Raw genomic sequence first — 16762 nt, 5'->3', positions numbered from 1 at the left:
TTTGAATACGCCTTGCCACTAAAGCGCACTGAAAACTGCGCCGAGCAGTGCCGGGCTACGTGGCCTGTCGCCGCGCGGCGAGCCAGGCGCCCAGCCGCGCGGCATGACCGCAGGCGGGTCGGGTGGCTCGTCGTGGCCGTGCTCGCCGGCCTGGCCGTCGGCGCGATCACCGGCTGGGTGGTCGCCGCCATTCTGACCGCCCTCGCGGTCGTCGGCCTGCCGCGGATCCTCGGCTCGAACGTCGACCACAAGCGCCACCTCGAACGCATCGAGGCGATCGCCGGCTGGACCGAGATGCTACGCGACACCCTGGTCGCCGCGGCCGGCCTGGAACAGGCCATCCTCGCCACCGCCCCAGCCTGCCCCGAGGCGATCCGCGAGGAAATCACCGAACTGGCCGTCCGGCTGGAACGCGGCGAACGCCTCGCGCCCTCGCTACGCCACCTCGCCGACCAACTGCGCGACCCCACCGCGGACCTGGTGATCTCCGCGCTCGTGCTGGCTGCCGAGCACCAGGCCCGGCAGCTGGCCGACCTGCTCGGCGAACTCGCCAGCGAGGCACGCGAGCAGGCATCCATGCGGATGCGGGTCGAAGCCGGCCGCGCCCGCACCCGGACCAGCGTGCGCGTCATCGTGATCACCACGCTGTCCTTCGCCCTCGGGCTGGTGCTGCTCAACCGCGGCTACCTCGCCCCGTACGACTCCGCATTCGGCCAGATCATGCTGCTAATCATCGGCGCGCTGTTCACTGCCTCTTTTGCTTGGCTGGCAAGGATTGCGCGGCTGCGGGAGCCAGAGCGCTTCCTCACGGAGCTGGCCACGATCCGGCCCCACGATGCCGACGTGGACGTCGATGACTTGCTCACAGGGAAGGGGGCGCCGTCATGATCAGCGCGTTGCTGTGGGGCGCCGGGCTCGGCGTCGGATTGTGGGCGCTGGTGGTCTACGTGTTCCCGCCCCGGCCACCGCTGCGAGCGCTGGTCGACCGGCTGCATGCGACCCCCGCGCCACCGCCGATCCTCACCGCGGACTCCGACGGCTGGGCCTTGCGCGTGGGCCGACCGTTCATCAAACCGTTGGCGGCACTCGGGTTGCCTAACCGCAAGCTGCGCAACGACCTCGCGGTCACCGGTAAGAGCATCGAACACCACCTGGCCGAGAAGGCCACGTTGGCGTTGACCGGGCTGCTGCTGCCGATCCTGATGCACCTCCTGCTTGTCGTGGCCGATGTCGGTCTCGGCTGGGAAGTCCCCGCGGTCGCCAGCCTGCTGTTCGCGCTCGGCGGGTTCCTGCTGCCGGACATCAGCGTCCGGCAGGAAGCCGAGCGGCGCCGCTCCACCTTCCGGCACGCGCTGTCGGCCTATCTGAACCTGATCCGGGTGCTACTGGCCGGCGGCGCCGGAGTCGACGGCGCGCTGTCGGATGCGGTGAACATCGGCAAGGGTTGGGCCTTCCAACAGCTGCGCCGCGCACTCGTCACCGCCAAACTGACCCGCACCACCCCGTGGTCGACCCTCGGTCAGCTCGGCACCGAACTCGACGTGCACCAGCTGTCCGAGCTGGCCGCGTCGGTCAGCCTCGCCGGCACCGAAGGCGCCCGCGTCCGCGCCAGTCTCGCGGCCAAGGCCGCGGCGCTGCGCACGCGCGAGCTCACCGACGCCGAGGGCGAAGCCCAGGCCGCCACCGAACGAATGAGCCTACCCGTGGTGATGTTGTTCGGCGGATTCCTGATCTTCATCGGGTTCCCAGCCCTCGCGAGCGTGCTGGGAGGTCTCTGAGTTCCACAAGAACTGTCCATACCGGACCCCGAACCACAGGGGAGAAGCTGATGTCCACCGAAGTTCAAATCCTCATCGCCCGTATCCGGGCCGAGCTGGAGCGGCTGCGCCGCGACGAGGGCGGTTACTCGACCGAAGCGGTCGTGGTCACTGCCCTGCTGGCGGCGCTGGCCATCGCGGTCATTGCGATCATAGTCATCAAGGTCACGCAGAAGGCCAACGGGATCAACCTGTAGGCCGGTGACCACGATGTCTCGACGCCCCAGCCGATCCCGCACGCCGAACACGCGCGAGCGTCCACACCGGACACGTGTGCGGGCGGCGCTGCGCCGGCTGCGGACGGATCAACGTGGCGCCGGCACGGTCGAACTCGTCATCGCCACGCCGCTGCTGTTGCTGCTGATCCTGCTGATCGCGCAGTTCGCGCTCTACATGCACGCCACCCACATCGCCCAAGCCGCAGCATCGGAAGCACTGTCCGCGGCACGGGTGTACGGCGGCAGCGCCTCCGCGGGCAACACCGAGGGGCAACGAATCCTCACACAACTGGGAAGTGGCCCGCTGCAAGGAACATTGGTCAACATCCAGAGAGGACCGACGCAGGCATCCGTGACGGTCACGGGGACTGTGATCAACGTGATCCCGTTCGCGACCTTTACGGTTCACGCCGAAGCCGTTGGGCCCGTTGAGAAATTCACCCCGCCGACCGGCACCGGGGCGGTGTCACCATGACCGCGTCCCCGTGGGTTTCCGCTTTCGCACGCTCGGCGTGCGCGCGAATCCGCGCGCTGCGCCGTGACGAACGGGGCTCCGCCGCAGCCGAGCTCACTCTACTGACTCCGCTGCTGATCCTGCTGCTGTTGTTCGTGGTGTTCTGCGGCCGACTGGCCGACACCAAGTTGCGGATCAACGACGTCGCGCACCAAGCCGCCCGTGCCGCCACCGTGGCCCGGACCCCATCGCAGGCCACTGCCAACGCCCAAGCCACCGCCAGCGCCGCGCTCGCCTCGGCCGGGATCACTTGCCAGTCGCTGTCGGTGTCTACCGACACCCAGGGACTCAAGCCGGGCTCCACGGTGACCGTCACCGTGTCCTGCAGCGTCGGCCTCGGTGACCTGACCTCGCTCGGCGTGCCCGGCACTCGGACGTTCGAATCCAGCTTCTCCTCCCCAGTTGATGTGTGGCGCGGCACCTCAGCACCTGACCAGGCGGGAGGTGCCGAATGACGGTCACCGCATCGCTGCGCCGCCGAACGCGCCGGCTGCGCGAGGACCAGGACGGGCGGGTGACCGCCTTCGTCGTCATCATCGCACTTGCCGCCCTGCTGTTCGCGGGCCTCGTGCTCGACGGCGGGCTCGCGCTGGCCGCAAAGGTCCGCGCGATGGGCGAGGCACAGGAAGCTGCGCGGGCCGGCGCCCAGGAAATCGACCTGGCCGCCTACCGCGCCGACGGCACGCTGCGCCTGGTCCCGCAGCAAGCCAGCGCAGCGGCCGACAGCTACCTCGCCGCCGCGGGCCACACCGGCACCGTGTCGGTCGCCGGCAACACCGTCAACGTGACGGTCAGCATCAACCAGCCCACCCAGCTGCTCGGACTGGTCAGCATCGGCTCGATCACGGTCACCGCGACAGGGCAAGCCCAGCCACAGCGCGGAATCTCCGGAGTACTCCCATGACCACCTTCACACGCTCGTACCCAATTCAGTGCCACCACGGGGAAGGAGACCAGGATGGCGACGACTGAAGAGATCGAACGCCGCGTCGAGGAAGCCGACGCGGCCCGCAGCGCGAAGAGGGCCGCTGCGGCCAAGCGCGTCGGCGAACTCGCACAGCTGCGGGCAGAGGTGGCCGAGAAACTCAGCGACATCGAGCGAGAACTCGGGGACGTCCTCGCTGAGTCCAGCGACGTCATCGGCGTCGACGAGCTGGCCAAGTTCACCGACGTACCGGCCGCCGACCTCACCCAGTGGCTCAACGGCCGGAAGACGACTCGTCCCAAGCGCAAGCGGTCCACCGCCAGCACGCCAAGCACCAAGAGCGACGCGAGCGGGCCACAGACCACAGCGAAGACACCGCCAGCCAGCCAGACGTCCACCTCACCCGAGCTCGCCGGGCCTCGCGCTGCTGCCGCGGACACGCCCAGCCGGGTTCCCGCGGCGGTGACGTGACACCCCCACTCCGGCTCGTTCACCGTTCCCCGCTGTCTCGGGTGGCGACCGCGGAGCCGTAAAACCTGTACGTCCAAGGAATCGAGCACGTCGTGACCGCACACTCGCACTTCTCTCGCCGGAAGCCGATACGGCCCACCACAGGCCGGCCGGCCTGGTGGGCGCTGGCCGCCACGCTCCGGTTCGTGCGCGGTCTGCTCGCGTTCGTCGTCCTGCTCGCGCTCGTGGCGGGTCTGCCCTGGGCCCTGGTGCATTTCGTGGGGTGGCCCCTGCCCGACCACGTGCCGACCTGGGACGAGATCCAGGCGATGCTGCTCAACCCGATGAGCGCGCAGTTCCTGCTCAACATCTTGGCGGTGCTGTGCTGGATCGTCTGGTTCTTCTTCGCGCTCGACGTCCTGCGCTGCACCATCGACGCGGCGCGCGGGATCACCTGGCCGCAGGTCCGCCCGCCCGGCCCGCCGCACGGGCTCGCCGCGGCCCTGATCGGCACCATCGTGCTGACCCTGCTCGGCAACCGGGCCCCGTACACGGCTCCCACCCCGACCACCGCAGCCCTGACCGCCGATCTCACGCCGGTCGCGGTCGTCGCACCGTTGACGCCCGGCCCGGCCACGCCGGCCGCGGCTCCGCAGGCGACCGTCGTCCCGGCGACCACCTTGGTGGTCGATCGGACAGCGCCCGCCCCGCCGGGCATGGTCCAGGTGACCGAGGAAGTCCGGCTCCCGCACGACGGGATCTACGACAGCCTGTGGCGCGTCGCCGAACGCATCTACGGTCCCGGCGGCGGCAGCCGCTGGCCAGCGCTGTTCCAGCTCAACCGCGGCGTCGAGCAGCCCGACGGCCGCGCGCTGACCAAGCCCAACCTCGTGCGGCCCGGCTGGAAGATCACCGCCTACATCCCCGCCCCAGCCGAAGAGCGTCCTCCCGGCGAGCAGCAGCCGCCGGTGCCGCCCCAGCAACCACCACCGACGAGCACCGCGCCGACCACGCCACCCTCGACACAGCCTGCACCGAACACCACTCCGGCGCCGGCCACGACAGACCAGGCTGGCGAGCACCGCGAAGACCAGGCCGAACCGGGGCTGGACCTGCTGACGGGCGTGTTCGTCAGTCTCGGCCTCGCCGGAGCCGTCACCGCGGCCACGGTGTCAGCCAGGATGTGGCGTCGACGCCGCTATCGCATCGGCAGCGGCGACCGCGCCGACCTGCAGCGGCCGATCGCGCCCGTGGTCCGCGCTCTGCGGGCCGCGTACGACCAGGAAGAAGACAGTGACCGCAGGCCGGTTGAGGACGTGGAGTTCGTCGACCTCGCGCCGGCCCCACAGCGGATCCACATCACCGCGGCCGGGGCCCGGGAACCCGACGACGAACCAGTCCCCGTACCGACGAGAGTGGGCGTGCGGGGCGGTCGCGAACTCGCCGTGAACCTCGCCAGCACCCGCGGCCTCGGCCTCGCCGGACCCGGCGCCACCGCCGCCGCCCGCGCTCTGCTGCTGCACCTGCTCACCGAACAGCAGCCCGGCGACGGCATCCGCGTGCTCGTACCCGCCGACGACCTGCACCTCGTCTTCGACGGCGCCGACGTCGAAAACCTGCCGTCCACCGTTCACGTCGTCGCCACGCTCGACGCCGCCCTCGACGAGATGGAAGCGGCCCTGCTCACCCGCGCCCGCCACGCGATCGAGGAGACCGAATCCCAACCCACCCCGGCCTCGCTCGTGCTGCTCGCCAGTCCCGCACCGCACGCCGAACGGCGCCTGCAAGCCGTGCTCGACAACGGCTCGACCCTCGGCCTGGCCGGCGTACTCCTCGGCCAGTGGCGCCCCGGCGCGACCGTACGCGTCCGCCACGACGGCACCGTCAGCGCGACCAGCCCCGGCCTGGGCGACGCCCTCGCCGACACACGCCTGTTCAACCTGCCCGCCACCGACGCCACCGAGTTGCTGGCCGTGCTCCACGATGCTCAAGGCCCCGCCGACCTGGCCACACCCGACCACGCAACCAGTGGCCTCATCGGCGACGAGCACGCACCGCCCGCGGACGATCACGACGTCGTACCCACGCCACCCGTCCCCGAGCAACGCTCGGTCGACGAGATGACCCAGCTCGAATCCACCCGCCCGTCGGAACACGAAGCCGACGAGCAGCCCCCACCGGGCCCGAGCCTGCAACTGCTGGACGCCCAGCCCATCCCCGTGGATGTCCAGCCGAAGGGCCCGGCCTCAGCCAGCCGGGATGACACCGAGGACCGCCGCACGGCCGCCGAGGACGTCAAACCAGCCGCCGATCAGGCACCGGCCGCCGCCGAGGAAACTCCGCCGCCGAGAAGCGGTGACGGGGCAGCATCGCAGCGCCCGCTGGTCGTGCGCGTGCTGGGACGCTTGCACCTGGCCCTGCGCGACGACGAGGGAGACCGCGAGCTCAGCGGCGTGCTGACACCGAAGCAACGGGAAGTGCTCGTCTACCTCGCGCTGCACCCCCACGGCGTCCGCCGCGAAGTCCTCAACGAGGCCGTCTGGCCCGACAGCCGGCCCCCGCGGCCGTACAACTCATTCCACAACACCCTGTCCATGTTGCGCCGCGCGCTCACCGACGCCACCGATGGCAGGATCAACAACCTCGTCCTCAACGACGACGGCCGCTACCAGCTCAACGACGAACTCGTCGTCGTCGACTACTGGCAACTCCAGCATGCCCTGCAGGCGCCACGCCCCACCGACGCCCAGGCCCACGCTCAGCTGCGCGACGCCGTCGAGCTCTACCAGGGCGACCTCGCCGAGGACCTGCTCGTGCCCTGGATCGAACCGTTCCGCGAGGCCACCCGGCGCGACGTCCTGGACGCGCTCGGCGCGTTGATCCGCGCGCAAGGCGACGCTGATCCGGAAGCCACGCTCGCCTTGCTGGAGCGCATCAGGGCGCTCGACAGGTTCAACGAAGGCGTTTATCGCGACATCATGCGTACGCAAGCCATCCTCGGTCAGTACTCGGCCATCCCACGCACCCTAGCGCTGCTCACGACCACGCTCGACGAGATTGATCAGCAACCCACCACAGGAACAATCAGCCTTGCCGACTTCCTTCAACGGCGCAGCACCGCCAGGCATCCGTTCACCGCTGACGACGCCGCCGCGAGTTGACTCGCGCGGTGCTCTGCCCAGACAGCGGAGCTACTCGTCTTCCTCGTCGAGTTCCTCACTCCAAGCCCGTTGGTCCCGCTCGTTGTCTGCCTGCGCCTTCCTCAACTGTTCGAACAGCTGGGGGTGCTCCTCGGCCCAGTCCATCACCGCTCGCGCCTTCGCAAGAAGGTCGACCGCGGCCGGAGTAATAGAATAGACAACTGACCTAGGGAAAACTCGTTCCTCGGTGCGGACGACGAGCCCGCCAGCCTCCAGTCGCCGAAGTGTTCGTCCGAGCGCACGGCCACTTATCCTGCGAATCGAGCCGCTCCACGGATCGAAGGTGCTGCTCTCTTGGATCGCCTCATATAGCTGCTTGTAGTGCAACGGACCAGCGCTCAACGTCACCAAAACGTGGATTATCCACTCGCCATTCAAGAGGTGCCGAAGATCTCGCCATCTATCGAGGTAGTATCCCGTGTCCCCCGTCGCCATATTCCCCGCTCCATGGTTAAATTTGCGAAGACCCCTTCAACGCTTCACTTCCCCCCGCCCCGAGACGCGGCTCGCATGCCCTCGCCCCTCGCTTTGAGGAGGTCGCCGAAAGGCCGCTGTCAATCACCGACATGATCGCTCACGGTACGCCCAGGCGACTGGAGGCAGGAGAGCAATTCTACTTAGGACGCCGCAGTGTCACTGCATCGAGTGACACTGCGGCAGATCAACAGCACCCTCGGTAATCGCCTTGCAGCGTCCTGGTCACCTACCCGGCGACGGTCCGATTCAGCTACCTGTTAGAGCGGTAGCCCTCCAACCCTGCACAGCGGCTGGTCACGCCATCCGCGGGGGCTACCGATGCAGCGTCCGACTCGGTGGCCGGCAGGCACATGAAAAGTCGATTTGGGTGGGTGGTCGCCTGCCGCTACTTGGGACCCCGTGGTCACCCTGACTGCGTTGCTCACCACCCGGTCCGTACCCCCTCTTCCCGCCGTTCGATGGCCATGCATTGGCCCGACTCTCGCTGCTCCGCTGTTCGGGTCGCGTCCCCCTGTTGCGCATTCGCCGCTGATCAACTCCGTCCGAATCTCACACTTTGCATCAATTCGCACCCGATCGTCCGCTTGCGCTTGACAATCACAATTTCGACTGCATGTCAATACTCGAACTTGGTTTAAGTTCTCTCGGGGTGAATCGCAATGAGCGTGAAATGAGGAATAGACGCGCTCGCGATTTACCATTTCTTGGCATTTCGCCATTCATAAACTCAGAAAAGCGAAGAGATGAGCTGTCCGCTCCGCTGGGCCTCGCCGTGCCGGCCGCTGTCCGCTCCGCTGGGCCTCGCCGTGCCGGCCGCTGTGGGGCTCTTCCATACCCGGTTTGGACAGCCACCACCAGGGGGCGCGGCTGACTCTGCGCAGCTCTGACCAGCGACGTTGCGTCACAAGGTAACGGCACGGTAACGACGGGGCCTCTTGGGCTTGCAAAGTGTCGACCCAAGGTGTGTACTTCTACATGTCGACTCCACACCAGGAAGTCAACACAGCGAGCCGAGAGGGTGAGGACCAGGGCACGGCGTCCCTGCGAGCTCTCCGATTCGGCCAGTACCTCCTTCCGAGTGTCGAGATGACAGTAGTCCCGTAAAGCGCGGGCAACGGCTTGGGCCGTGCGGACAGCAGCGAAACCGTGCAGAGCAGCGTGAAGAACGACGCGTAGCCAAACGCGCATTTCTAATCTGGAGTGCGTAGTAACTGCGCTTGCAGCTTCGCGACGTAAAGCTCTTGCTATAGAGCGGAGAAGCGCGCATAAATGGCATGCCTGCCACAGGTGTGTCCCCAAGATAATTCAATGGTGGTCTAGCACCGAAAGACGTCGCAATGTGTAGGCGTTCGGGGTTGTTTTAGGCGGTTGCCGACATTGGGTTTCTCTGGCTTGAGAGCGTCGCTCTCGCCTGCCCATAGCACGCCAAACCCTTACGGGCATGGTTCCTTGCATTGCGCACTAGACATAACGGCTTATCCCAACAGTGTTTTAGAGATTCAGGGAATGTGCCATCGAAACGCGCAACCCTCATCCGTGAGCAGTGCCGTATTGCCCGGATACAGGATGTGTCCCCTTTGCGGAGATCTCACAAGGGCGAGGGTTGCGCGTTTCGGTGCCAGTTCACAACTGGCCTGAATCGCTGCCAGTTAACCACTTTCGTACACGAAATGGAGTACCGCCATGGCTATGTCTTTGATCGATTGGTCCGCCCGGATTAGCGCGTTGGCGGACGCTCTGTCCGTTCCGGACAGTGGTTTTTCCGTCAAGCCTGACGACGGTTCGGACGTCCGGACCGGCTATGCGGTTGCCGTGCATCCGGAACACGAACGCGTTTTCGACGGTCCCGTGACCAGCAACGACCTAAACGAGTACATCGCGCAAGCGAAAGACGCTCTTTCGCTGCCCGGTCGCGTTCTCGGCGGATGGCGCGACCCTGCGACCGGTCGCGTCTACCTGGACGTTTCCGTCGTGACCGCGAACCTGCCCGAGGCAATGACCCTCGCGCGGCAAACCGCCCAGCTCGCCATTTTCGACTTTTCCGCCATGGAATCCATTCCGATCACAGTCGCGGCGTGAGTCAAGGAGTGAAACCGATGAGTGCAGTCATCGTCATGATCAGTGACGGACAAGCGCGACGCATCGCGTCCGAGTGGCACGGCGGTATGTCGTCCGCTCTGTATTCCCTCGCGTCATCGGGTGCGATTGACCTTGACCGCGTGCGGGATGAAATCTCCCGTGAGCTGCGGAAATTGGACGTCGGAGAAGTGCGACGCGAATTGCTCGCCCTGGACAAATACGCACGAATGGCCGGCACGCGTCCCGTGCAATCGGGATGGTCCCGCTTGTGGGACGACTCGCCGGTGACCTTGAATCACACCTAAGAGGACTGAATTGTCATGCCTGCCCCCAGTGATCACCCATGGTTCCGGGCGCACCCTGTGAGCCACGAAAATATCGTGTGGCACTGGGAACGGGCCACACCCGACGAAATCGCGCAAGGAATGCGCTGGTATGCCGATGCTCACCACGTGGCAACCACCATCGCGAACGGTGACGCCCATCTTGGCGCCGGAATGCTCGCGATCTACTCGCCCCAGCAAGGGTGGATCGGCAACGTACTTAATGCCGCTCGCGTACTGCGCGAGGGTAAGGGAATCGGCGGGCCCGGTTCCGGAATGTTCGCCACGACCGGCCAGAAACGCGCGGCTGACCGGTTGCTCGCCGGTGAGCGGTATGAGGACATCCTGAACGGTCCCAAGATCCGCGACTTTGCCCACCTGATCGAGTTCGGCGGAGATCAGGACCCGGATGACCCGCGCGTGGTGATCGACCGGCACGCGCTGTCAGTGGCGCACGGTCGCGCGCTCACCTCCGAGGAGTACGACTCCGCACCGGTCAACGGGTTCCGTCGCAAGGACGGAACGGTTTCCCGTCGGCAGTACGACCACGTGGTCAACCTGTACCGCCGTGCCGCGGAGCTGATCTCCACACGCACGGGAGAACGGGTCTCGGCGCACCAGGTGCAGGCCGTGACCTGGCTCGCCCGTCAACGGCTCAACCAGGAAGCCGAGCAACGGCGCGGCCCCAACCGGCTGGACCGGGGACGCAACCGGGCCCGCGCGAATTCCGAACGCGCGTGGAACGACTTCCGGACCGCCTACCTGCCTGATCTGGGCACGTGCCCCGGTACGGGATACCAGTCGGCTGCCTAAGTGAGGTCTCACGATGACTGACACGCAAAACCGTTCAATTCCGACAACTGTTATTCGGGGCGGTGATCTTATCTTCCTGGACAGTTTCTCCGGACTCGTACCGGCCAAGGTGACCGGGTACACCTCGCGCGGCGAAATCGCCGTGTTGGTCACCGCCACGCGCGGCGCCTATCGCCGTGGCGAACACACCACATTCACCCCGAGCGGTTGTGTCCCACGCGCACACGTGCGCGTGCGTTGTGGACAGTTCCGCATCTTCGGCGCGTGGACCTTTGACGGACTGCGCGACGAATTCCAACCGCGCTGGGCCTGAAACCCGCGCACGTAACCGACCCGATCGGCCAACGCCAAGGGGAGATCACATGTCCACCGACGCGGACGAAGTCGTAGAGCGTTACTTTCAGTACGCCCATAACGGCTACGTCATGACAGACGACACGTGCGGCATCCCCGAACATTTCACCGATAACCAGCCGCGTGTCTCGGCGCCCGTTCATGCGGGCGCCGCGCAGCTCTCACCCGCGCGCAACGGTTGCAACGGCTCGGCTTTCCGTTGCGGATTGTTCGACTCATCCGCGCGCACGTCATCGCCACCGTTTCCTGAATGAGCAAAGGAGTTCACCATGTTCGTGTACGGCGTGTCCCTCGCCGATATTCACAGCGTCGTACGCGACGTATCCAGCGCGCTCTACGACGGAAACATCACCGTGCGCACGGGCGAGGATCGCAGCAACCGCGTCGGCCCCCGCGCCACGTTCACCCTTCGCACCACCGACACAGCGGGTTCCGGCGCCAAGGGAAGCGCGTCCGCGTTCGGCAAGGGCACCGGACCGAACGGCAGGCGCCGCACGATTTCCGCGTGTTGGCACGCCCACTACGACGCGCTGGCTGAGTTGTTCGCCCGATTCCCGGCCGCCCGCGTGGTGACCGCGATCGCCACCTATACCGCGCCCACGTTCCGGGAACGCGCGTTGGCCACCGCGCGCCTGAATGTCGGAAGCCAGTTGTACCCGGTGACCGCGCCGGACTGCTGCGAATGCGATCACACCGACTACGTCGACACCTTCGACCAGGTCGCCGGCACCGGTTACGTCGACGCCTCCGACTGGAGGCCGTCCGGCGACGCGATGCGCCCGAACACGGACGTCGACTACTTCCTTGATCAGCTCGACCGCGTGCTCGCCGAACAGTGACGCCCGTTCCCATCACCTCCGCACATTCACGCAATTCGACCGAGGAAAGCGAGCACCCACGATGACCACTAACGACTCGACCACCCTGGACGCGCTGCGCGCGGAGCTCGACCGGGAACGCGCACGGGCCGATTCCCTGGAGGCGGTGCACCGTGTGCAGGCCGGCAGCCTCACCAGCCTGGCCAGGCTCGCGGAGGAACTCCGGTGCCAGGTTGCCGACCTGCACGACGACGTGCTGAGCTCCCACCCGATGCCGGTTGCGGGCCTGCGCAACGTCACCGGCCGCATGGACGGCTTGGCGACCACCTTGAGCCGCGCGGCACGCGGCTACTCCGGCGCCCGGACCACGGACATGATCTACCCGACCGTAGACGACGATCTCCGCGCACACGGGTGGACGCCCCGACCGGACCGGGGCCTGGACGGCGTGTTGCCGCCGATCCCGATCACCGAGCTGGGCGACCGGCGCGGCTATGCCCGTGGTTGGCATCGCGGCCCGCAGTGGATCACGTTGTGGTTCACCGGGCCGTGCGCACTGGCCTATGCGGACAGCAGCGACCACGGCCGGCTCACCGACGTCGACGGCGTACGTGCCGTGATCACCTCCCGCCGCCCGTTGTCCGCGGACGCACTGGCCGAATGGGTCGCGGCCCGGCAGCAGGCGCACACGGTGCCGTTCGATGCCCCGTACGTCCGGGTGTTCGCGCACCTGCGGTCGTCCTGGGGTGGGGGCCTGGTCGTCGATGATCGGTGCGACGAACACGGCGCCCCGCGCCCGACGGGCCCGGTCAGCGCTCCGTGTGGGCCTGCCCGAGCGACCCCGATTTCCGGCTCTGCGTCTGGGGAATCGGCAACGAACCGGCCTACGTCCGCTACTGGGCCGGGCCCGTGGTCGACATGGCCCACCTGGTCCAGATCACCGGGCACTGCCGCTGACCTCCGTTTCTCCTTTCCCGCCGGTCGGCCGTCCCCGTCGACGGTCGGCCGGCGCCCCGTCGTGCGCGGTTACCGCCGCGCCTCACCACCAGTTCGGCCGGCGCGTCTCGGGCTGGCCGCCGACCCACGGGAGAACGCCATGACCACCCTCGACCTCGCGCACACCGTCGCCGAGCACCTCGGAACCGGGTGGCGCGCCTACACTGGCAAGGCCGACGACGGCTCGGAAGCCCATCTCGCCGGCCCGAACGATCAGGTCCTCGACCTGATCGACGGCACCACCACCGGCCGCAAGACCGACCAGGGCCGATTGATCATCACCGGTCACCTCGGCTTCCTGCGCAACCACGTCCCGCAGGACCACAAGCAGGATCACAAGATCACCGTGGGCCAGGGCAAACCGCCCGACGTGATCGCCTACGAGATCCGGCGCCGGCTGCTGCCGAACTACGAGGCCGCGCTGCACGCGGCCTGGGACGAGAAGCACGCCAGCGACGGCATCGCCGCAGCCCGTGAGCAACTCGCGGTGACCGTCGCGGCCCGCCTGGGCGTGCAGCGACGAGACCAGGCCACCGACTTCCACTTCGGCACGGTCGATGCAGGCGTCCACGGCCGCGTCTGCGTGCGGCCCGGCGCGTCCGACTCGGTGTTCACCGTCCGCGTCCCGCACGACCGGGTGGCCGAGTTCGCCCGGCTGCTGGCCACCTTCGGACACCTCCCTTGATCACCTCCAGCCGTTCGAGCCGTCTCCGGTGGCCGAACGGCCGACCTGCGCCCTTGCCGATTCCGCTCACCACCTGGCCCGAAGGGACCGATACCGCCATGACCACCTCCTCCACCGCTCCCGTGGCGGACCTCCTCCGGCCAGGGCGGCGCCTTCGACCTCTACTGCCACACCCACGCCCGCCAGGTCTTCGACCTCTTCGGCTGGACCACCACCGCCCTGCCACCCCGCGCGCTCGCCCAGACCAGCGCGTGACACCGCGCCACCACACCGAAAGGGGAGTCCCTCGTGTTCGTGAAGTTCTACGACCGCCTCGACCTGTCACGGGCGCGCCTGGACGACGTGCTCACCGTGCCCGCGAACCGCGCCAAAGCGCTCGACGTGGCACGCGAACACCACCTGCCGCGTCAGTCGCTCACCCGCGCGACCACCCGCATGGGCTTTTGGGTCTACGTCTTCCAACTCGGCGCCGACGTCCAGCTCGGCACGGTCACCCTGGCCGGCGCCGAGCCCGGACCCGAGCACGTGGTCACGCTGCCGGTCCGCCAGCTCGACCACTACACCACCCCCGGCATGCCGCTGACCGAGATCGCCGGGCTGCTGGCCGCGGTCGCCGAGGACTACCCGCCCACCGCGCTGACCGCGCTGCTGGCCGACAGCCTCACCAAGGTCCTCGACCTGTGGGCCGACGCCCACCGCACCGGCCGGCCCACGATCGACATCCGCGACCTCGGCCGCGCCATCACCAGCGAACTCGCGCCCGCCATCCGCGCCTGGCGCACCGGCGACGCCTTCCCACACCCCCGCCTGGCCGACACGGCCTGGCCCGAACCCGTACCCACTCCGAGGTGAACACCATGCCCATCGACGACCCCACGACCGCAACCCCGTCCGAGATCGACGAAGAGCTCGCCCGGCTCGGTATCGAGCATGCCAAGGCCACCGACGCCGTCAACGGGCTCACCGCCCGCGTCCAGCGCCTGGTGAACGACGGCATGGCCGAGTACGCGACCGAGTTGCGGCCCCGGATCGAGCAGGCCCGCCAGACCATCGCCGAGTGCGAGGCCGCCGCGCGCCCCCTGGATACGGAGTTCGAACGCCGGGGCGGCTGGACCCGCGCCTGGCTGGTCCTCAACACCGGAGGCCACGTCCACCGCACCATGCAGTGCCGCACCTGCTTCCCCTCCACCCGGTTCGCCTGGCTCACCCAGCTCTCCGGGCACGACGAGACCGAGATCGTCGAGCAGGCCGGCAAGGCCGCGTGCACCGAGTGCTACCCCAGCGCTCCGGTCGACGTCCGCAACCGGCCCAGCCGGATCAAGACCCCCGAGCAACTCGCGCGGGAAGCGGAGAAGGCCGAACGCGCGAAAGCCAAAGCCGCCAAAGCGATCACCGCACCCGACGGAACGCCCCTGCGCACCAAGCAATACGGGCAGATCGACACCGAGTTTACCGCGCGGCGCTCCTACGTCGACGCGCTGTCCTACGCCCGGCGCCTAACCAAGCGCAACGTCGCGTTCCACCGCGACACCATCGCCGAGTACCACGAGGATGCGCAGCTCATCCTGGCCGCGCTGGCCGCCAAACACGGCCGGACCGAGGACGACCTGCGCGCCGAACTGGCACCCAAGGTCGAAGCCAAGTGGAACCGCGAACACCGCAACTGGGACTAATCGCTCCCGTCAGGCAACCCGTTCTCGCGAAAGGACTCATCCGATGCTTCTGGTCGAAACGCTGGAAGACCTGGTGCACAACTATCTCGAAAATCCCGCCCGGCCCGGCTCGGCCGTCGGCAAGGTCAACGCGCAAGACCTCGTCAGCCACGTCGTGCAGCACCTCACCGAACGCGGGGTCGACGTGGGATTACAAGACGGCTCACGCCTCACCACATCAGGCAGCACGCCCAAGCGGCCGGAGCGCGAGCGACACCGCCTTCCCTTGGTACTCCAGGAAAACGACGACGGGCACATCCGCATCTACTGCGACGGCCGCGACTGCGTCTGGTCCTGGCCGCTCTACCAGCACGCGAGCGCGCACACCAACGGCGACACGATCACCAACGCCGTCGCGCATGCCGTCCGGCGACACCGCCACACCTGACCACTCCGGCAACCAGCTACGCGACATCGGCGCGATGCCCTCCCCAGCACCAACTCGCCACGGGGAGGGCATCGCGCTGCAAGGGCTGACACACATCCGAAGGACCTCGAACCGCCATGACTACCAACGACATTCACGACGCCAGGCAATTCATCGCCGAGATCGACGTCCCCGCGGAACGCCCGCGCTGGGCGTGGTGGGCCCCCGGCGACGCCACCCGCTACCACGCCACACTGATCAACGCAGCACCCAGCGCCACCATGATCGGCACCGCGCACGGCGGCACCTTCCGCGCTCTCGTGATCACGATCGACCTGTTCACCTCACGTCCCACCTCGATCGTGATCCCGCGGCCCAATGCCGACCTAGACCGTTACACCGCCGAGGAATGGCTCTTCCGGCGGTTTCCTGGCGGCTGGTGGGCCGGTGTCCGGCCGCTGCTGGCCGCACTGGGTTGGACGCCCACGACCGACCGCGACACCAGCTACCGCAGCACGGACCACCGCGACATCACCACGGCGCAGCGCGACCCAGACGCCGACCGCTAGCACCAGGCATCGGCGGTTCCCCGGCCAAGCGGCCGGACCACCCCACCCCACACCCACGCCACACCGGTCCGCGTCCGCGCGGGCCGGCGCTGACGCTGTCCGCCGTCCGAGGAGATCATCATGAACAGCACCGGCAACACCGATCTGTCCGGCGTCGCCGATGCGGCCAACCGTGCAGCCACCTTCGAGCCGATCACGAACGAGGACGAACGGCCGACGATCACCGTCGCCGGAGTCCACGTCGCGCTCTACGTCGACCCGGCCAGCCGGCAGGTCCGAGTTTCGATCGATCTCGACGACACCGAACCGTGGCTACTGCGCAACGACAACGACAGCACGGTTCCACTGCGCATCTGCGTCCAGGGCGACGTCACGTTCGAGGGCTGACACACCCATCGCGCGAGCGTCGGCCCGCGCTCGCGCCATTCGCGCATCGTCGGACGAC

General features: G+C 67.7%; 21 protein-coding genes. 20 read left to right on the top strand and 1 reads right to left on the bottom strand.

Annotated features, from left to right (window positions below; all coding sequences use genetic code 11):
* Positions 1-132: 132 nt before the first annotated feature.
* The 8 genes from ABZ193_RS08755 (at position 133) to ABZ193_RS08720 (ending at position 7085) form a co-directional block, all read left to right on the top strand.
* Complete coding sequence (locus ABZ193_RS08755) at positions 133-888, top strand: type II secretion system F family protein (RefSeq protein ID WP_354709441.1); 756 nt, start codon at positions 133-135, stop codon at positions 886-888.
* A complete protein-coding gene (locus ABZ193_RS08750) occupies positions 885-1778 on the top strand; it encodes a type II secretion system F family protein (protein ID WP_354709439.1) in 894 nt (297 codons plus the stop codon). Before ABZ193_RS08755 ends, ABZ193_RS08750 begins: the two co-directional genes overlap by 4 nt.
* A 50-nt stretch (positions 1779-1828) precedes the next feature.
* Entirely contained in the window at positions 1829-2014 is a 186-nt protein-coding gene (locus ABZ193_RS08745) for a hypothetical protein (RefSeq protein ID WP_354709438.1), read from the top strand.
* Between the two features lie 13 nt (positions 2015-2027).
* Positions 2028-2510: a TadE/TadG family type IV pilus assembly protein gene (locus ABZ193_RS08740; protein ID WP_354709446.1), complete on the top strand. Its 483-nt coding sequence runs from the start codon at positions 2028-2030 to the stop codon at positions 2508-2510.
* The gene (locus ABZ193_RS08735) at positions 2507-3004 is read left to right on the top strand and encodes a TadE/TadG family type IV pilus assembly protein (protein ID WP_354709436.1); all 498 of its coding nucleotides are present in this window, start codon (positions 2507-2509) and stop codon (positions 3002-3004) included. Before ABZ193_RS08740 ends, ABZ193_RS08735 begins: the two co-directional genes overlap by 4 nt.
* Positions 3001-3453 (top strand): pilus assembly protein TadG-related protein, encoded by a 453-nt coding sequence (locus ABZ193_RS08730; RefSeq protein WP_354709434.1) that lies wholly within the window; start codon positions 3001-3003, stop codon positions 3451-3453. The genes ABZ193_RS08735 and ABZ193_RS08730 overlap by 4 nt, the downstream gene beginning before the upstream one ends.
* A 54-nt stretch (positions 3454-3507) precedes the next feature.
* The gene (locus tag ABZ193_RS08725; RefSeq protein ID WP_354709432.1) at positions 3508-3945 is read left to right on the top strand and encodes a hypothetical protein; all 438 of its coding nucleotides are present in this window, start codon (positions 3508-3510) and stop codon (positions 3943-3945) included.
* A 185-nt stretch (positions 3946-4130) separates the two neighbouring features.
* Positions 4131-7085, top strand: coding sequence for a BTAD domain-containing putative transcriptional regulator (locus tag ABZ193_RS08720; RefSeq protein WP_354709431.1), 2955 nt, complete (start codon positions 4131-4133; stop codon positions 7083-7085).
* Positions 7086-7115: 30 nt separating this feature from the next.
* Here the strand turns inward: ABZ193_RS08720 and ABZ193_RS08715 are convergent, their stop codons facing one another.
* Positions 7116-7559, bottom strand: a complete 444-nt coding sequence (locus ABZ193_RS08715; protein WP_354709429.1) for a helix-turn-helix domain-containing protein — start codon at positions 7557-7559, stop codon at positions 7116-7118.
* Positions 7560-9284: 1725 nt separating this feature from the next.
* On the opposite strand from ABZ193_RS08715, the gene ABZ193_RS08710 reads away from it, so the two are divergent.
* The 12 genes from ABZ193_RS08710 (at position 9285) to ABZ193_RS08655 (ending at position 16704) form a co-directional block, all read left to right on the top strand.
* Positions 9285-9680, top strand: a complete 396-nt coding sequence (locus tag ABZ193_RS08710; protein ID WP_354709428.1) for a hypothetical protein — start codon at positions 9285-9287, stop codon at positions 9678-9680.
* Positions 9681-9697: 17 nt separating this feature from the next.
* The gene (locus ABZ193_RS08705) at positions 9698-9985 is read left to right on the top strand and encodes a hypothetical protein (protein ID WP_354709427.1); all 288 of its coding nucleotides are present in this window, start codon (positions 9698-9700) and stop codon (positions 9983-9985) included.
* A 147-nt stretch (positions 9986-10132) separates the two neighbouring features.
* A complete protein-coding gene (locus tag ABZ193_RS08700) occupies positions 10133-10816 on the top strand; it encodes a hypothetical protein (RefSeq protein WP_354709426.1) in 684 nt (227 codons plus the stop codon).
* A gap of 13 nt (positions 10817-10829) precedes the next feature.
* On the top strand, positions 10830-11129 hold the full coding sequence (locus ABZ193_RS08695; RefSeq protein ID WP_354709425.1) for a hypothetical protein: 300 nt from the start codon (positions 10830-10832) through the stop codon (positions 11127-11129).
* Positions 11130-11178: 49 nt separating this feature from the next.
* Positions 11179-11424: a hypothetical protein gene (locus tag ABZ193_RS08690; RefSeq protein WP_354709423.1), complete on the top strand. Its 246-nt coding sequence runs from the start codon at positions 11179-11181 to the stop codon at positions 11422-11424.
* Positions 11425-11439: 15 nt separating this feature from the next.
* Positions 11440-12009 carry a hypothetical protein gene (locus ABZ193_RS08685; protein ID WP_354709422.1) on the top strand — a complete coding sequence of 190 codons (570 nt, stop codon included), beginning with the start codon at positions 11440-11442 and terminating at the stop codon, positions 12007-12009.
* Between the two features lie 61 nt (positions 12010-12070).
* On the top strand, positions 12071-13669 hold the full coding sequence (locus ABZ193_RS08680) for a hypothetical protein (protein ID WP_354709421.1): 1599 nt from the start codon (positions 12071-12073) through the stop codon (positions 13667-13669).
* A 288-nt stretch (positions 13670-13957) separates the two neighbouring features.
* On the top strand, positions 13958-14521 hold the full coding sequence (locus ABZ193_RS08675; protein ID WP_354709420.1) for a hypothetical protein: 564 nt from the start codon (positions 13958-13960) through the stop codon (positions 14519-14521).
* A 5-nt stretch (positions 14522-14526) separates the two neighbouring features.
* On the top strand, positions 14527-15342 hold the full coding sequence (locus ABZ193_RS08670) for a hypothetical protein (RefSeq protein ID WP_354709419.1): 816 nt from the start codon (positions 14527-14529) through the stop codon (positions 15340-15342).
* 43 nt (positions 15343-15385) lie between these two features.
* Complete coding sequence (locus tag ABZ193_RS08665) at positions 15386-15769, top strand: hypothetical protein (RefSeq protein ID WP_354709418.1); 384 nt, start codon at positions 15386-15388, stop codon at positions 15767-15769.
* 116 nt (positions 15770-15885) lie between these two features.
* A complete protein-coding gene (locus tag ABZ193_RS08660; protein ID WP_354709416.1) occupies positions 15886-16317 on the top strand; it encodes a hypothetical protein in 432 nt (143 codons plus the stop codon).
* Positions 16318-16437: 120 nt separating this feature from the next.
* Positions 16438-16704: a hypothetical protein gene (locus tag ABZ193_RS08655; RefSeq protein WP_354709415.1), complete on the top strand. Its 267-nt coding sequence runs from the start codon at positions 16438-16440 to the stop codon at positions 16702-16704.
* Positions 16705-16762 lie beyond the last annotated feature (58 nt).

Source organism: Amycolatopsis sp. NPDC006125, assembly GCF_040614195.1.
Classification (GTDB): domain Bacteria; phylum Actinomycetota; class Actinomycetes; order Mycobacteriales; family Pseudonocardiaceae; genus Amycolatopsis_E; species Amycolatopsis_E tucumanensis.
The sequence above is the reverse complement of the archived record's forward strand: the minus strand, read 5'-3'. Positions and strand labels throughout refer to the sequence as shown.

What these genes read in the sequence shown, in the direction of transcription:
- ABZ193_RS08750 (WP_354709439.1), top strand. Translation starts at nt 885, where the DNA reads ATGATCAGCGCGTTGCTGTGGGGCGCCGGGCTCGGCGTCGGATTGTGG.
- ABZ193_RS08745 (WP_354709438.1), top strand. Translation starts at nt 1,829, where the DNA reads ATGTCCACCGAAGTTCAAATCCTCATCGCCCGTATCCGGGCCGAGCTG.
- ABZ193_RS08740 (WP_354709446.1), top strand. Translation starts at nt 2,028, where the DNA reads ATGTCTCGACGCCCCAGCCGATCCCGCACGCCGAACACGCGCGAGCGT.
- ABZ193_RS08735 (WP_354709436.1), top strand. Translation starts at nt 2,507, where the DNA reads ATGACCGCGTCCCCGTGGGTTTCCGCTTTCGCACGCTCGGCGTGCGCG.
- ABZ193_RS08730 (WP_354709434.1), top strand. Translation starts at nt 3,001, where the DNA reads ATGACGGTCACCGCATCGCTGCGCCGCCGAACGCGCCGGCTGCGCGAG.
- ABZ193_RS08725 (WP_354709432.1), top strand. Translation starts at nt 3,508, where the DNA reads ATGGCGACGACTGAAGAGATCGAACGCCGCGTCGAGGAAGCCGACGCG.
- ABZ193_RS08715 (WP_354709429.1), bottom strand. Translation starts at nt 7,559, where the DNA reads ATGGCGACGGGGGACACGGGATACTACCTCGATAGATGGCGAGATCTT.
- ABZ193_RS08710 (WP_354709428.1), top strand. Translation starts at nt 9,285, where the DNA reads ATGGCTATGTCTTTGATCGATTGGTCCGCCCGGATTAGCGCGTTGGCG.
- ABZ193_RS08705 (WP_354709427.1), top strand. Translation starts at nt 9,698, where the DNA reads ATGAGTGCAGTCATCGTCATGATCAGTGACGGACAAGCGCGACGCATC.
- ABZ193_RS08695 (WP_354709425.1), top strand. Translation starts at nt 10,830, where the DNA reads ATGACTGACACGCAAAACCGTTCAATTCCGACAACTGTTATTCGGGGC.
- ABZ193_RS08690 (WP_354709423.1), top strand. Translation starts at nt 11,179, where the DNA reads ATGTCCACCGACGCGGACGAAGTCGTAGAGCGTTACTTTCAGTACGCC.
- ABZ193_RS08685 (WP_354709422.1), top strand. Translation starts at nt 11,440, where the DNA reads ATGTTCGTGTACGGCGTGTCCCTCGCCGATATTCACAGCGTCGTACGC.
- ABZ193_RS08680 (WP_354709421.1), top strand. Translation starts at nt 12,071, where the DNA reads ATGACCACTAACGACTCGACCACCCTGGACGCGCTGCGCGCGGAGCTC.
- ABZ193_RS08670 (WP_354709419.1), top strand. Translation starts at nt 14,527, where the DNA reads ATGCCCATCGACGACCCCACGACCGCAACCCCGTCCGAGATCGACGAA.
- ABZ193_RS08665 (WP_354709418.1), top strand. Translation starts at nt 15,386, where the DNA reads ATGCTTCTGGTCGAAACGCTGGAAGACCTGGTGCACAACTATCTCGAA.
- ABZ193_RS08660 (WP_354709416.1), top strand. Translation starts at nt 15,886, where the DNA reads ATGACTACCAACGACATTCACGACGCCAGGCAATTCATCGCCGAGATC.
- ABZ193_RS08655 (WP_354709415.1), top strand. Translation starts at nt 16,438, where the DNA reads ATGAACAGCACCGGCAACACCGATCTGTCCGGCGTCGCCGATGCGGCC.